Genomic DNA, 16,547 nt, shown 5'->3' with positions numbered 1-16,547 from the left:
ACAAAATGCCATCCCTTTACTGGAAATGCCAAATCATTGGCTGGGGAACTGTTTCCCTATTGTGGTTATATATTGCTTTGGTACGGGATAGGTTTGGCATTACCGATGCACTGACCAATTATGTGCTCGATATTGCCATTTGTATTGGACTCACCCATACCTATAGAATCTTTTCATTGAAGCAGGGATGGGACCAATTGGTTATCCAAGAATTGATAAAAAGGGTCGTCCCCTCCATTTTGATATTGTCCGTTCTGTTCATGCTTTTGATGAACGTTAAAATGTCCCTGTATATTTATGCGTACAGTGGTAGGAATACTTTTTCGGAAAACTTGCTTCTATGGAATCCAGTGCTGATTACCGGGGCAAGACATATGTCCATTTGGGTACTTGCCTACCATGGCTATAAATTTTATGCCAGGGAGATTGATACCGCAAAAAAGAATGCCCAACTCTCAGTTATGGCCAAGCAGACCCAATTGGATAACCTTTCGGCACAATTGAACCCCCATTTCTTGTTCAATTCGCTCAATTCCATCAAAGCTTTGACCCTTGAAAACCCCAAAGTTGCACGTAGGGCGATCGATTTGTTATCCGATTTGTTACGTTCATCGCTTTATGGGAAAGAGCATACCACCATCACCATTGCCGAAGAGTTGGCCTTGGTCAAGGACTATGTGGAATTGGAACAATTACGGTTTGAGGAACGTTTGAGGATAAAAATGGAAGTCGATGATGCCTCCAAGGACTTTACCATTCCTCCTTTGAGTATCCAACTTCTGGTTGAAAATGCCATCAAGCACGGAATTGACCAACAATTGGATGGGGGAACTGTGGAAATTTCAGTCCGGACCGATGGCAACCATATCATCATTACCGTTAAAAATCCAGGGATCTTTTCGAAGAAAGAGCATACAGGGTTGGGGCTGCAAAATTTAAGTGAACGTCTATGGCTGCAATATGGGGGAAGGTCAGAGTTTAAAATCGAAGCTCCTATGGAACAGCTGATCGAGGCAACATTAAAAATACCTATCGAAAAGAGATGAATACCTATAAAACTTTGATCGTTGATGATGAACGTTTGGCCCGCGAAGAAGTAAAGAGGGCCCTCAAGGCGTATCCCGAGTTTTGCATCGTGGGAGAAGCGAACAACGTGGAAATGGCCATTGGCCAAATCAAGGCAGAACAACCGGACCTCCTATTCCTGGACATTCACATGCCCGGAAAATCAGGATTCGATCTGTTGGATGAGTTGGAAAGCGTGCCTGAGGTAATCTTCACCACGGCCTACGACCAGTATGCCGTAAAGGCCTTTGAAGTAAATGCCTTGGATTATTTGGTAAAACCTATTCGGGAAGAACGGTTCTCAAAGGCCATTGAAAAGGTCAAAATGGAGCTGGAAAACAAAGTGGGAAAACAACAGGCACCACTGGCCAGTCACCAGAAAATCTTTGTCAAGGACGGTGAAAAAGTACATTTTATACTATTGGGAAACATCAGCTTGATCGAGTCCATGGACAATTATGCACAACTGCACTTCGACAACAATAAGATCATGATCAAACGCTCATTGAACCTTTTGGAAAAAAAGCTGGACCCCATTGTGTTCTTTAGGGCCAACAGGAGCCAAATCATCAATACGCAACACATCAAAGAAATCCAACCGGATTTCAACAATAGACTACGGGTTGTACTGACATCGGGAAAAACCATCAAAGTTTCAGGTAGACAATCCGTATTGTTCAAGAAACTGAAAAGTCTATAACAAATACACCATCAAAAACTCATCTCACCAATGACAGGAGCATACGGTGATGGGAAAATATGTCCAAAATCCAATATCGGTAAAATGAAAAAACAAATCATAATCTCCGTTCTTGTCTTACTCACAACCTCTTGCCCCATAATCCATTATACACTGAAAAAAGACAAACAGGTTCCCCGTATGGTCATTGAAAACAATACCACCTATCTGATCCAGGATAGTATTTTGATCCAGACGAGGGATGGTGCCAAGATCCATGCCATAGTGGTCAGGAATTCCAAAATCAACAAACCAAATCCCGCCATACTTTTCCACACCATTTATTCAAGGAAGAGCGATTTGCAAAAAGCAAAAATGGCGGCGGACCGCGGCTATGTTGGGATTGTTTCATACACTCGTGGCAAAGGGTTGAGCCCAGATTCCATAATACCTTTTAAAAAGGAGGCCACGGATATATATGATGTCATCGATTGGATAAGCAGACAGGAATGGAGCGACCAAAAAGTAGGTATGTACGGGGGAAGCTATGTGGGTTTTGTCCAATGGGCCTCGGTCAAGTACGGGGTGCACCCCGCTTTGAAAACCATTGTACCATCAGTATCCGTGGCACCGGGAATTGCCGAACCCATGGAAAATGGTATCCGTCAAAATTTTCATTTCCCCTGGCATCATTATGTCTCGAACAACAAGTATTTGGATACCACTCTATATTCCAATGGACAAAGATGGCAAGACCTGAACATGAAATGGTATGGGGAAGGTGTTGCGTACAACAAAATGGACAGTTTGGATGGATTGCCCAATCCACAGTTCAATGAGCGGTTGCTACACCCTTCCTATGATGCCTATTGGAAAAGCATGATGCCCTATAAGGAAGAGTTCTCCCATATAAACATTCCGGTTCTGTCCACCACAGGGTATTATGATGGGGGACAAACGGGCACTAGGTATTATTTGAACGAACACATCAAATACAATCAAGATGCAGTCCATTACTTGGTCATTGGACCCTATACACATTTTGGTGCCCAAGGAAAACCCAATGCCCACATTTTAGGGTATGACATAGATCCGGTGGCCCTAATCGACCTAACGGATCTGACCTTTGAATGGTTCGATTATATACTGAAAGACAAGGAGAAACCATCCCTATTGAAGGACAAGATCAATTACCAGGTCATGGGAGCCAATAAATGGGGGCACGCCCCTTCCTTGGAACAGATGGCAAATGATACGCTCATCTACTACCTCAGCAACCAAAGATCGGGAGTGGCCTTTAAGTCGACCTATGATTCCGGGAACCATGGAGAAAACATCCATTTCAGTTTGGAAGAGCGACTTAGTGACCCTGTAGGGTTTTTGGAGCAAACAATAGATTTTTTGGACAGGAGGAACTTTACATGGAATTCAAGCGGATGGGGAAGCATTTTTGCAGACAATTTAAACACTGGCCAAGGTTTTTCCTTTGTCACCGAACCCTTCACCTCGGATTTCGAAGTCAATGGTTCGTTCGCAGGAGAAATGTCGGTATCCATCAATAAAAAGGATTTTGATTATAGTGTTTCATTGTACGAGCAAACCCCAGACGGAAATTTTTTCGCATTGACATTGCCTTATGTGGGAAGGGCCAGTTATGTATTGAACCGTGAAAAAAGACAACTATTACAGCCCAATGTGAAAACCAAACTTCCATTTGGCATTGTTAGGATGACCAGCAAAAAAATTGGCAAAGGCAGTCGATTGGTAGTGGTGGTCAACGGTATCAAGGAACCCTTTACAGAAATCAATTATGGTTCCGGCAAACCTGTAAGCGAAGAAACCATGGCAGATGGCCAAGATCCCCTAATAATCACATGGCACAATGATAGCCGTATTGAGATTCCCGTGAAAAAAAACAAAATTTATCTCTCAGTGGCAACGCTGTGCAAGTAGCTTAAAATAAGTTTATGCCACATGGTAACAGCTTCATTGGGAAGGTTTCGAGCTCGTTCCCATTTTCTGACATAGTCCAGTACTCCGTCACCCTATTTTCCGGTTTAGACCAATTACCGCTGGCCAATAGGACAATGAACCATTATCATAATCCACCGAAGTAGTGGATTCAATTGAAATGAACCATAATAACAGGTGATCTCCCCCAAACAATTACATCTAATTTTCGCACATGGCCCCCATTCCAATTTTATAGTGATCAGGATGAAAAGCCTACATTAAAATTGAAATAGGAAGAAACCTATCCTCTCTATCAAGTGACAATAAGATCTTATTTGGTCGCGTCAATTTTAAGGTGAGTCCGTATACAGGTTCCTGGACTTTAATCCAAAGATTTTCCTTGTGGAAAATGCGACATTATACTGCTAGGGTTGGTCAGATGGCCAAAAACTCCAATGGAAGCATTGTGAAAATAGGATCCCCCATTTTTTATATTTTCCAAAATAAAGGCAATAGGAAGTACACCGCAATAGCCAACACAAGTATGGATATCAAATTCATTAAAAAACCAGTGCGTACCATATCAGGAATTCTTATGTACCCTGACCCAAAGACCACCGCATTTGGGGGCGTTGCCACCGGAAGCATAAAAGCACAGGAAGCGGCAGTGGTACATGCAACCATCAATACGAACGGATCAACATCCAGAGTCACTGCCAATGGTGCCAAAACAGGCAACATCATGGCCGTGGTGGCCAAGTTTGAGGTGACTTCTGTCAAAAAATTAATACAGGTTATAATCAATAATATCAATGCAAGCAAAGGCAATCCATCAAAAAATGTCATTTGTGAACCTAGGTAAATTGCCAATCCACTAGTCTCAAAACCTCTAGCGATGGCCATTCCTCCACCAAATAACAGAATTATCCCCCAAGGAATCCGAACCGCTTCTTCCCATTTTATCATTTTCCTACCCTTTCCAGCAGGCAACATGAACAAAACAATTGCCGCTCCAATGGCTATTATGGTATCATCGATACCGGGAACAATCCTTTGCAATAAGAATGACCGTGTTATCCAACAGAATGCAGTAAGGACAAAAACGGACAAAACAATCTTTTCTTCCTTTTTCATGGGCCCCAGCTCCTGTATAAGTCTATGAATTTCTTCCCTACCCCCAGGAAATCTTCCTTGTCGCAAAGGATAGGCAATCCGCGTAAGGTATAACCATGCCAAAATCAGCAATAGAACCGATACTGGAAGTCCAAACTTCATCCATTGCCAAAAACTGATATCCAACCCATAGGCCTTCTGTACAAAACCGGCAAAAACCAGATTGGGCGGAGTACCTATCAATGTTGCTATCCCTCCAATGGATGCCGAATATGCAATGGAAAGCATCAATAACTTGCCAAAAATGGCATTTTCGTCCTTGGCAGTTTGTGGATTGTCCTTTAGCTGTTTTACAATGGATATGGCCATAGGCATTACCATAACGGCAGTGGCCGTATTGGAGATCCACATGGAAAGAAATGCCGTAGCCACCATGAACCCCAATACAATGGTATACATGTTTGTGCCTATGGCCCTTATGATATACAATGCGATTCTCTTATGCAGGTTCCACTTTTCTATGGCCATTGCCAACATAAACCCACCCATGTACAAGAAAACATATTTATGGCCATAACTAGCTGTGGTTTCCTCCAGGCCCAGTGCCCCCAACATAGGAAACAAAACAATGGGAAGCAGTGCCGTGGCAGCTATCGGAAGTACCTCCATAATCCACCAAATACCTATCCATACGGTAGTGGCCAAGATATCCCTTCCTTGGGAGGATAGATTTTCCCCAGTAAAAAAGAAATGAATGAGGAGAAACAAGATCGGACCAAGTAAAAGACCTATCCGTTTATATAACATGTTGCATATTTATTTGGCATGGCGATATAAAAAAGAGGCGTTGATCTATGATCGAACCACCTCTTTTCGTGAAGATTACAAGATTTAATTCATATGTTCTTTATCCATCCAGTACAACAGATAAGGAATGTTATAGGCATGGGTCCATCCAAATACGCGAAGTCCTTGATTGGTCTCCCAATTGGTAAAGCTCCCTTTACTCTTTGGCAAATTGGAAATCTTGACCAGATCTTCACTAAAAGCTTCCGCATTTTCATAGGACTCGGGTTCTTTGGATAGTTCCCCAATCTTTAGCACCTTGGCTCTCTCAAGAGCTTCATTCAGATATACTTTTTCACCACTGAACTCATATCCTATCAACAATGGATATATGGTCGCCAAATACGATTCCATCTCATGGTTCAAGGGAGGCACGTCCCTAACCCAACGGGCATGTTTCAAAAGAGCTTGTCTCACGGTTTCATCACCGGTTATCTGTTGGTACTTATAAAGTCCTTGGGCAACATAGGTCTGACTATACCCATATCTATCCAATAACAGGTTTCCTCCTTGCCGCTCTTGGAATTCCAACATTAACTTGACTCTATCCTCCAGTTCTTCCTTATATTTTTGGAGCTTGGTGGCATCATACAGTTCAACAAGGTTTAAAACGGACAGATATAACCTTCTTCCCCTTAAATCATGCTCCCCCCATATTCTATTGATATAGGTATCCCCTGTCATTCTAGCCACTTCGAGGGCCCTATGGTCGGCAGAAAGATAATATGAGGCAATCCAACCTTGAATCCATACATGGGCACTCAAAAGGGCATACCAGTGTTCATTGGCATGTCTTCTACCTATACCCAGATAGGGGGTGGACTCAGGTTCATCCTCGTAGTTCCAGAAATCTATGGCATCATTTATCTCTCCATAATAGGTTCTCTTTTTTGGCCAATGTACGTTGTCCACATCCATGGTATGCCTACTCATGGCTTGGGCCAGATTGTAATACTTGGGATCACCAGTTCGCATAAAGTTCGTCCAAAGCATGAAATCCACTGTGGGTTCATTGTTGGTCCATTGTACCCATTTTCCATTAAAGAAGTAACTTTTCCCATCTCCATAGTTGAACATTCCGTACCACGGCTCATGCTTTTGGTTATAGGCCCACCATTGGTATTTATATTGAAGGGCGTTCTCAAACTCTGGATGCTTGGATGAAAAAGGAGCCATATTGCCATAGACCTTGGACTGGGTATACCACTCAGGTGAGGCATGTGCCACTGGATTTTCAATAACATAATCCATCTTTTTTCCTACTTCATCCATAACATCGTTGTTGTGGAAGTAATAGACAAATTCGGTGGTCTTGGTGATCCCTTGGGCAAAATTGCCCAACATGCCCCCATCCGGTTCGGTGTTATGTCTCGCAAAATTCATGGGACCGTTCTCCTTGGGCCAAACACTGCCCAAAAGGGTGCCATTGGCAGGATCTACCTCAATCCCTTTGGGATATTCCTTCATAAAGTTTTTAATACCAACGCCAACACCTCGTTTTCCGTCGGTAACGTTGACCCATCCTTTGGCCCTTTCCACTTTTGCTTTATTTTCTTCCCCTTCGGAAACAGTGGCCCTAAATTCCAAAGCCGCATCGGGGTTGCTTCCATTGTCCTCCTTTTTGAAACCGTTGAGGTACAAACTTCTTAAACTGGTGCTCTTTCGTCTTGCTGGACCCTGCTGTAAAAGTTGAACAGGAGACTGCCCATCTGTTACGATCTCCTCCATAAAAGTATTGGCTTCATCTTCTTGCCAATTTCCTTCATATAGGGGCACCGAAACATTTACATTATCATCCAGATGGTATTTAAGTTGAAGGCCGCAGGCCGCAATTTGATCATTGGGCTGTGTCCAACCCATATCGTCCTCCGTATTCTCTGTAATTATAATTTTATTTTGTGTGGCAATATTGGCATGTTCCCCTTCTTGTGGCTTATGCTTGTCCGGAATCCCTGTATAGGTCATGGTATGCAACACCTTTATGTAGCTCTTTCCGGCATACGCGTGCAACCAAATGGTAAAGGGGGACAAATTATTGTCCGACCTATCATATGTATAAGTTCCTTCTATCCGGAATATACTGTGCATGGGGCCAGATCCCTTTTCCCTGAACACCTCATTTATCACCGCTTTGGAAGTATCTATTCCCGCATCATCCAAAAGATCGAGAAAGGAACCCCTATTTTTTTCTGGTGAGGAAACAATGAGCTCCTCTTTATCAAACTTTCCATCTTTGTTGGAATCCAAAAATACCTCATCCAAAAAACCATTTCCTTTTTTATGTATGGAGAAGGACAAAGGCCCTGTATTCACATCTATCCCTCCTTGGGGCCTCATGTTGTTCATGGAAACAATCTTCTCTTTGGGAAGCATGGGTACTACGGAATCACCATATTCCAATATGTATTCCGAATCTTCTTCCGAGAAAAAGAAAACCCATACCCATTTAATACTTTCATCGGTTGGGCCCCAATTGCTCACCTCTGTGGTTTGGCAAGGAATCTCAGTACCATTGGAGGTCAACAGACGCAGATGATCCACCGAATGGAGTGCTCCTTTTGGGAATGGAATTCCCAAGGTTATTGGTGCACCTTCTTTATTGTTCTCTATGGTAATGTTGACCTGTTTGCCCTTTTCCGTGGTATTACAGGATTTCAACAAAAAACATGTAAGCAATATTATAGCCAGTACTCTCATTTGTGCAATACGATTATATGTTTTACAGACACAATGCAGCCGCACCCAATATTGGAGCATCCATTAAGTCCGATGTTTCAATTTTTGTTTGTTCCAATTGTTTTCGATAGGCAAATGAATTTAAGGTCTCATGCATCGATTCCTTAAAAAACACATATGCCTTGCTTATGGAGCCGCCAAGTACTATGGCCTGGGGAGCATATAAATACAGAATGGTCTTGATGGCTTCCCCCAAGTGGACGCCATATTCCTTGAAAGCTTGGTGTGCCATCCTATCCTCAACCATTGCTTTCCTGAATAAGTCCTTGGCCGACTCCCCATACTTTTGATCAAAGAAAAAACTGCCCGCATAATGCTCCATGATTCCATCTTTGTAAGGAATCATGCCTACTTCCCCCGCTCCGCACAGTACGCCATTATACAGCTTACCGTCCACCAAAATGCCCATACCCAATCCTGTTCCCAATGAAAGTGCAACACAATCCGAATATTCCTTGGCTTTCCCAAAATGCTTCTCGCCCAACGCGAAACAGTTGGCATCGTTGTTAATATGGACAGGCACATTATACCGATCTTGAACTTTTCTTCTCAAAGGAACTTTTGTCCAAGATGGAATGTTCTGGACATCATATACCATTCCTGAATCTGGATCTACTACTGCAGGAACACCTATACCTATAGCTTGAATTGAATCGGTCATAAGCTCATCAATGGTCCCAAATACTTTGTTGAGGGCAATTTCCTCTGAATCATCTCGATTTACTTCAATGAGATGGGTATCCACTATTCTGTTTCCCATCACTCTGCCCGATTTAATCTTGGTTCCACCTATATCAACCCCAAGAACCTCTGCCCCAATCTCTTTCACTGTTCCTTCTTTAAGCTTATCGTCTTGTTATTTACCAGGGGTTTGGCCCAAAAGCCGATGGACAGAATAAATGCCAAAGGCAGTATCAGAAAAAACATTCCGGATTTCAGGGTCAATATTTCACCCAGCCCCCCCACTATAAATGGAATGACCGCTCCACCTGCAATACCCGTACATAAAATTCCGGATAAAGAACCATGGTGTTCCTTTACTGAGTTGAGCGCCAATGAAACTATAATGGAATACATTACCGAAATAAAAAATCCCACCATAGGAAAGCCTATCAATGCCATTTGGGATGAGCCTGTCAAGGCCAAAACAAGACAGCCTATGGTTATGGCCGTGGTCAAAATCAATAGTTTCCGGCTATCCATAAACTTCAACAATAGAAGGCCTAACAAGCATCCTACCGTCAACATGGCCCAAAAATAGGATACGGTGTCAGCTCCTGTGGTTTGTGGGTCAAGTCCGTGATATTCATATAAGAATTGGGATATCCAATTTCCAACGCCTTGTTCCGTACCCACATAACAAAACATCCCTATAAAATATAGTATGGTCCATTTGTTCTTTAACAAATCCCAATAGGAGCTCTTGCTGCCTGCCCTTTCTTCCTCAGTCTTTTCAAACTTTGGATATTTGGTGAAAAAGACATAGAAAAACAACAAAAGGGATATTCCGGCAAACACAATATAGAGCGAGGCCCAGGGCAAATCCTCAGGCACCCATCCCCGCAATATATCTGCGATCGTATTGTTGGAAACCTCTTCCTTGTTCACCAAGTATTTATAGAGATAAGGACTTAAAAAAGACGCGGACCCAAACACCAATTGTGCCAGTACTGAGTTGAATGCAAAATGTTCCTCACCTCCGGCCACGCGCAACATGGGATTAATGATTACCTGAAGAACTGCCATACAACTACCCAATATAAAAAGGGTAATGCTAAACACACCGTATTGGGGTGTAAGGGCAAAGCCCAAAGAAGCAACGGTCATTACCAAAAAAGATATGGACAGTAGGGCCTTTTCACTAAACCTTTCGGAAAGGAACCCTGCCGGTATGGACATGATTCCATAAGCGATAAAGAATGTAAATGGCAGTAGGCCTGTCAAAGTCAGACTTAGATCAAAACTACCCTTAACATCTACTATTATGGAGTTCAGTATGTTGGTAATGAAGGATATTACAAAGAATACGATCATTACCAACCCAATGATGTGAAAATATCTTTTGGTTGTGGCCTTGTTGTGCTCCATTTTTAATTGGTTGGTTATTTTAATCTTGGGGTTCCAAATATTGGTCCACTCCTATTTTGTGCCCAGCATGGGGAACAATTCCTTGATTTCCTCTTCGGTCGGTTGTTTTCCGTACTCGCAGATCTCAAAAAACTCCACCTGCTTTACTTTGGAAACATCTACATTGGGATACCATTTCTTTACGACTTCCAAAGTGCCGGCATCGGGTTTTCTGCTCATCCATCTGTCCTTCAACCATGCCAATCTTTCCTTTTCTCCTTTGGGAATGGTGGAAAGGTCTGTTCCATTGGTCCATGGCAACCATTCGAACATTTGTGAATCATGGGCCGCCAATCCTTTGACCTTAGTGTCGATCACATCATCCACTATTACGGCAATGTCCTTTTGAAATGGATATGGTTTTTTAAAATGGTCGCTCATATATAGAAAAACCGGGTTCTTTTTCAGAGGTGGCGTATCTGGCGCAACATTGGGCACAATGTTCATGTACGCTGCATCTTGTACAACCGAACCGGCATTTCTGTGGTCGGGATGATAATCATTGGGTCTCAACCCTAAAACAATATCAGCGTTCCAACCACGTATTCTTCTAATCACCTCCAGCCTAACGTTCAAAGTGGGAAACAGTTCCCCATCATGGTTATCCAGAACTTCATATTCCGCTATGCCCAAAGCCTTGGCCGCATCCTTGGCCTCTTGTCTCCGCTTTTTGGCCAATGGCCCTCCTCCCATACTTTGGTGGCCTGCATCTCCATTGGTCAGGGCCAAAAATTTCACATTGTGGCCCATTTTGGCGAAGAGCGCCGCAGTTCCCCCAAATTTCGAATCACAGTCATCCGGGTGTGCCCCAATGGCTATAATATTGAGTACTTTTTTTTCTTGTGCCTGGATTGTTGCAAACGCAAAGCAAAGGCAAATTGCCATCATTAATTTTCTCATCGTATAATCTATATTAGGTTCCTTAAAATTTCGTAGTTATGGTCTTGGTCAATTCTTTTAAAACAACTTTGTCAAACTGGCCTTCTGTTCTTTTTGACAATACGCCCATAGCATCATAAGTAGGGTTTCATGGTCTTTTGGGGCTCTATCAATCAAACTAACTTAAATAATGAAAACACACTATAACGTAATCAAAGTCATTGCCTAGTTCTGCACGAAGTTTGGGTTGATGTCCATCTCACGTTGAGGGATATAGAAAAATTCCCTTGTCCCGGTAATGAAAGGTTCAGCATCTTGGATTTTATCCACCATACCAAAGCGTTTTAAATCTGGCCATCTATGGTTCTCGAAAGCCAGTTCCACTCTTCTCTCGTGCAACAGTTTTTCTTCAAAAGTTCCGGGAGTGGACGCATCAATATCGGGAAGGTCTGCCCTATCCCTAACTTCATTGATCAAATCATAGCTTTCAGGTGTTTCCCCCAATGCTTCGGCCAACATAAGAAGTACATCGGCATATCTAAAAACCACAAAGTTGGTATCGGAATCGTTCTCAATTGCCAAATCGGATCGGTACTTTTTGATATATCTAGCTTCTATGGTCTCCCCTTCCAAATTCACATAGGTGTCCCCCATCGATATATCATAACGTAGGTCACCGTCCTCATATGCCTCCAACATGGAAACCGTAGGTCGGTTCCGTCCAAACCCTGAGCCTGTTTGCAAATCGGTACTTGGTGAAAAATCGTTTGTAAAAAGGCTCCCTTGCCCGATACCTCCACTGATGTATTGCACCTCAAAAATGGATTCTGCATTGTTCTCATTGGCCACCCCCCACAAATTTGCATAATCTGGAAGCAGTTCATATCCATAGCTATCAATGATCCTCCTGAGTACGGTTTCCGCAGCAGAATCTTCCCCCAGGGTCAGCAATACCTTGGCCAATAGGGTTGCCGCCGCACCTTTGGTCGCTTTTCCCATTAAACTGCCCGAGTAAGAAACCGGAAGGGAATCCTCTGCCGTAGATAGGTCGGTCACCAATTGCTCCAAAATCGTGTTTTGGTCCACCTGTGTCAGCTCATCCCCAGATATGTACGGGGTAAGCTGTAAAGGGATATTTCCAAAACCAATGGCCATATGATAATACACCAATGACCTAATGAAAAGGGCTTCCCCTGTGACCCTGTTCTTCAGGGCCGTATCCATTTCTACACCGGGTATCCGTTCCAAGATGACATTACAATTGGCAATCACCTTGTATGATTCACTCCAAGCGGAAGTAATTTGCTCATTTAAAGCATCTTCGGTAAAGGAGTTGATTTCGGTGTATTGACGTGCCAACCCTGTGGCATCAGGACCTTGATCGGTATTATCGCTTCGCATCTCGAACATGGTCCAATACCCCCTTCCATAAACCCCTGTACTTTGAAGTCCTGAATAGCTTGCATTGATGGCCACTTCAAAATCATCCGGAGAATTATAGAAATCGGCTTCATTCCTATTGGATATCGGTGCAAGGTCGGTAAAGTCCTCACTGCATCCGGTTAATAGGGTGGCACATAGAATTATATATAGAACTCGTTTCATGTTTTCCATTTTTTAGGTTAGAACTTTAAGTTTACGCCAAGGGTAAATGATTTGGTCAATGGAAATGCTCCATAATCCTCACCCGGGGTTAAACTATTAGTGGTAATACTACTCACCTCTGGGTTGTAACCAAGGTAATCGGTAATGGTAAAAAGGTTGGTCCCTGTAACATAGAACCTAAGCTTCTGGATGTTGCTTCCAAAAAGGTTGTTCGTTGGCAGTGTATAGCCCAAGGTCACATTCCGCAATCTGACATACGATCCATCCTCCACTTGAAAAGAAGAAGGTCTGTTATTGTTCCCATGGTTTCCAGACTCTCTATCCGCTCTGGGAATCGACCCATTTCCAGGATCGGAGGGCGACCTCCATCTTTCATTGAAAATGGCGTAGGAATTAAAGTTGGCCTCCCCATTCTTCATGTGTCTGGAGGTGAGGTTCAAGATTTCATTCCCCTCTACCCCTTGGATCAAGAAGCTCAAATCAAGATTCTTATACTTGAACCTATTATTTATCCCCCATGTGAAATCCGGAAAATAGCTACCGGTAACGGTCCGATCATCAGGAGTGATCTCTCCATCCCCATCAATGTCCTTGAACTTGAAATCACCAATACCTGGATCAGGGGCTTGGGTATCCAATGGAGCACTATCTATTTCTGCCTGGGATTGATATATACCATCCACCACATATCCATAATAGCTCCCAATGGGATCCCCAACTCTTGTAACGTGGCGTACACCGGCACTACCTGAAGAGTAAATGGGTTCATTTCCTTCATTGAGGGAGAGTACCTCATTCTTATTGGTCGAGAAGTTGATATCCGTGTTCCATGTAAAATCCCCCACAAAGTTTTTGGTGCTCAGGGCAATTTCAAATCCTCTGTTTTGCACTTCGCCAAGATTTCTCAAGGTTGTCTCAAATCCGGATACCGAGGAAATGGCAACATTCAACAACAGATCTCTGGTCTTTGTGTCATAATAATCGGCTAAAAGAAATACCCGATTGTTGAACAACCCCAGTTCAATCCCAGCATCAATCTGCTCTGATTTCTCCCAAGTCAGATTGGGATTGGGAATGGTACTTTGTACCAAACCGTTGATTTCATTTCCACCCAAATTATAGTTTTGGGGAGACAATAGACCTACGGCCCCATAATTGGGAATTTCAAAGTTACCCGTCTGGCCCCAACTCAATCTAAGCTTTAGTTCCGAAACGGTTTCGGACCCTACCAAGAAAGATTCTTCGTTCAATCTCCATCCTACTGAAAAAGAAGGGAAATATCCTGTTTGGTTATTCTTCCCAAATCGGGACGACTTATCGGAACGTATGGTACCGGTAAACAGATACTTGTCCTTGTAACTATAGTTCATCCTAAATAGGGAAGACAGCAATGACCACTGTTCCTTTACAGAGGTGCCACCAAACACCTGTCCCCCACTGATGGTCGGAACCAAATCATCCGGATAGTTGTTGGCCAATACCTGTTTCAATGTCAAGTTGTCCTTTTGGGCGGTATACCCCAAAACAGCATCCAGGTAATGATCCCCAAACTCCTTTTTCCAATTGAGGGTATTCTCCCAAAGCCAATTGGTCTCTGTGGAAGACGATGCCTGTCCATACGGGTTACCATCCGCCGAATTTCTATACAATAATGTATTGGAACGGTAAAAATCTTGATTATACAGGTTGATGTATGCCCCTCCGAAGGTCTTAAAACTCAACTCCGGTAAAATATCGTAGGTCAACGCAAGGCTTCCCCTTGTCTGAAATTGGAATATTTGGTCATCCACGGCTTCGATGATTGCCAATGGATTGCTTGCCGTAGTGGTCCCCCCTCCCAAATAGGATTGATTGTTCAACTGGTTTATGGTACCGTCAGGATTGTATGGACTCACTGTTGGAGAATGCACTATGGCTGAATAGACGATACCCGGGGGAGCGGCAAAATAAGGTGAAGATGCCGGTACCCGCTGGTTTTCGGTAACGGTCGGGGCCAATCTTACATCCAAGTTCAACTTTTTGGCAAGTTGGGAATTTAGGTTCAGCAATACGGAATACCGCTCAAACTTCGCCTTATCTATAACCCCCGTTTGGGAAAAATACCCTGTGGATGCATAAAAACTTGTCTTGTTCCTTACCGGAGATGCATATGAAAAATTATAACTCTGAACTATTCCGGTCTTAAAGATAAGGTCTTGCCAATCGGTATCCGTACCATCCCAGTTGACAAAGGATTCCGGTAGTTCGTAATTGGCATTTCCCCGATCTCCAGGGCCTATGGGATCATTTATGGAAGCTCCATCCACAGAGGCCAAGTAATTGTTGTTCCTAGCATCTCTGGTATAGTCTATCAATTCTTCTGCGTTCATCAAATCCAATTTATTGGCAACCGATTGTATGCTCACATAAGAATCAAAGGAAAACACACCCTCCTCGGAATTAGATCCTTTCTTGGTGGTTATCAAAAGGACCCCGTTACCTCCCCTAGATCCATATATGGCCGCAGCACTTGCATCTTTGAGCACTTGAATGGACTCTATGTCATTTGGATTCAAAGTGGCCAATGGATTAATGGTCGGAGGTTGGAATGTAGCCCTTCTATTGGCAACACCTCCCAATTGGCTTGATGAGGTGAGATTACGCGAGATGGGTATTCCATCCACTACAAACAGAGGATCGTTTCCCGCAGAAATGGACCCCGATCCCCGTACGCGAATATTTGGGGCCGCTCCCGGTTCACCGGATACTTCCTGTACCTGTACCCCTGACACTTGACCTATCAAGGCACCCTCAGGGGTCAGTGCAGGAACCTCAACAATGGTCTCGGGGGTAATGGAAACCACTGAACCTGTCACTTTTGTTTTGGCCAAGGTTCCATACCCCACCACTATAACTTCTTCCAAGGCCGCGGCATCCTGTTCCATGGAAACAGTGATGGAGGTCTGACCCGCCACATTCACTTCTTTGGGCCTATATCCAATATAACTTACTTGGATTTCGGTAACACCCGCCGGCAATGTCATGGTAAACTTCCCATCAAAATCGGTGGTTGTGCCTACCGAAGTCCCTTTTGCCACAATACTTGCGCCCGGCAAGGGAACACCTGCTTCATCCAGTACCGTTCCGGAAAGGTTGGTTTGTGGTTTTGGGACATCAATTCTTTTTTGGGGAACCATACTGGGCAATCGATCCTCATCCTTTTGCTTGACCACAATTTGTCTCGCAACCACCTCAAAATATAGGTCCGTATTCTTGAAAAGCTCTTTCATGAAGTCTTCCACGCAAAGATCTTTTCGGGATATGGATACTTTCCTATCCAAATCAACTTCAGTAGCTTCGTAGAAAAATTTATAGCCCGTGGATTTGGTGATCATCTCAAATACGTTTCCCAGCCTCTCATTCTCAAAGCTTATGGCTACGATATCCTCTTGTGTACAGGATGCCGCCTTCACTTGGCCAAACATGAGCAGCAAGAAAAAGTAGAGCAGTATTCTCCCTCTGACCTTTGTTGGCAAAGGCCTGCTAGTTTCGGTTTTTTTCATAA

Annotated in this window: 10 protein-coding genes; 3 read left to right on the top strand and 7 right to left on the bottom strand. The window is 43.4% G+C overall.

What is annotated here, in order from left to right:
* The first annotated feature begins 5 nt into the window (after positions 1–5).
* The 3 genes from F8C76_RS02225 (at position 6) to F8C76_RS02215 (ending at position 3,697) form a co-directional block, all read left to right on the top strand.
* Complete coding sequence (locus tag F8C76_RS02225) at positions 6–1,046, top strand: sensor histidine kinase (protein WP_211372105.1); 1,041 nt, start codon at positions 6–8, stop codon at positions 1,044–1,046.
* The gene (locus F8C76_RS02220) at positions 1,043–1,765 is read left to right on the top strand and encodes a LytR/AlgR family response regulator transcription factor (protein WP_152130277.1); all 723 of its coding nucleotides are present in this window, start codon (positions 1,043–1,045) and stop codon (positions 1,763–1,765) included. The genes F8C76_RS02225 and F8C76_RS02220 overlap by 4 nt, the downstream gene beginning before the upstream one ends.
* Positions 1,766–1,849: 84 nt before the next feature.
* Entirely contained in the window at positions 1,850–3,697 is a 1,848-nt protein-coding gene (locus F8C76_RS02215; RefSeq protein WP_152130276.1) for a CocE/NonD family hydrolase, read from the top strand.
* Between the two features lie 489 nt (positions 3,698–4,186).
* Here F8C76_RS02215 and F8C76_RS02210 read toward each other — a convergent pair whose 3' ends face one another.
* From F8C76_RS02210 to F8C76_RS02180, 7 genes are all read right to left on the bottom strand, one after another.
* On the bottom strand, positions 4,187–5,617 hold the full coding sequence (locus F8C76_RS02210) for an SLC13 family permease (RefSeq protein WP_152130275.1): 1,431 nt from the start codon (positions 5,615–5,617) through the stop codon (positions 4,187–4,189).
* Positions 5,618–5,701: 84 nt separating this feature from the next.
* Entirely contained in the window at positions 5,702–8,314 is a 2,613-nt protein-coding gene (locus F8C76_RS02205) for an exo-rhamnogalacturonan lyase family protein (protein ID WP_249042338.1), read from the bottom strand.
* A 61-nt stretch (positions 8,315–8,375) separates the two neighbouring features.
* Positions 8,376–9,221, bottom strand: a complete 846-nt coding sequence (locus tag F8C76_RS02200; protein ID WP_283016250.1) for an ROK family protein — start codon at positions 9,219–9,221, stop codon at positions 8,376–8,378.
* Positions 9,218–10,480: an MFS transporter gene (locus tag F8C76_RS02195; RefSeq protein ID WP_152130273.1), complete on the bottom strand. Its 1,263-nt coding sequence runs from the start codon at positions 10,478–10,480 to the stop codon at positions 9,218–9,220. Before F8C76_RS02195 ends, F8C76_RS02200 begins: the two co-directional genes overlap by 4 nt.
* Positions 10,481–10,531: 51 nt before the next feature.
* Positions 10,532–11,419 (bottom strand): PIG-L deacetylase family protein, encoded by an 888-nt coding sequence (locus tag F8C76_RS02190; RefSeq protein ID WP_152130272.1) that lies wholly within the window; start codon positions 11,417–11,419, stop codon positions 10,532–10,534.
* Between the two features lie 204 nt (positions 11,420–11,623).
* A complete protein-coding gene (locus F8C76_RS02185) occupies positions 11,624–13,003 on the bottom strand; it encodes a RagB/SusD family nutrient uptake outer membrane protein (RefSeq protein WP_152130271.1) in 1,380 nt (459 codons plus the stop codon).
* Between the two features lie 17 nt (positions 13,004–13,020).
* Positions 13,021–16,545 (bottom strand): TonB-dependent receptor, encoded by a 3,525-nt coding sequence (locus F8C76_RS02180; RefSeq protein WP_152130270.1) that lies wholly within the window; start codon positions 16,543–16,545, stop codon positions 13,021–13,023.
* Positions 16,546–16,547 lie beyond the last annotated feature (2 nt).

The sequence above is a fragment of the Flagellimonas olearia genome (assembly GCF_009184425.1).
GTDB classification, from domain to species: domain Bacteria; phylum Bacteroidota; class Bacteroidia; order Flavobacteriales; family Flavobacteriaceae; genus Flagellimonas; species Flagellimonas olearia.
This window is presented reverse-complemented; position numbering and strand designations above follow the sequence as displayed.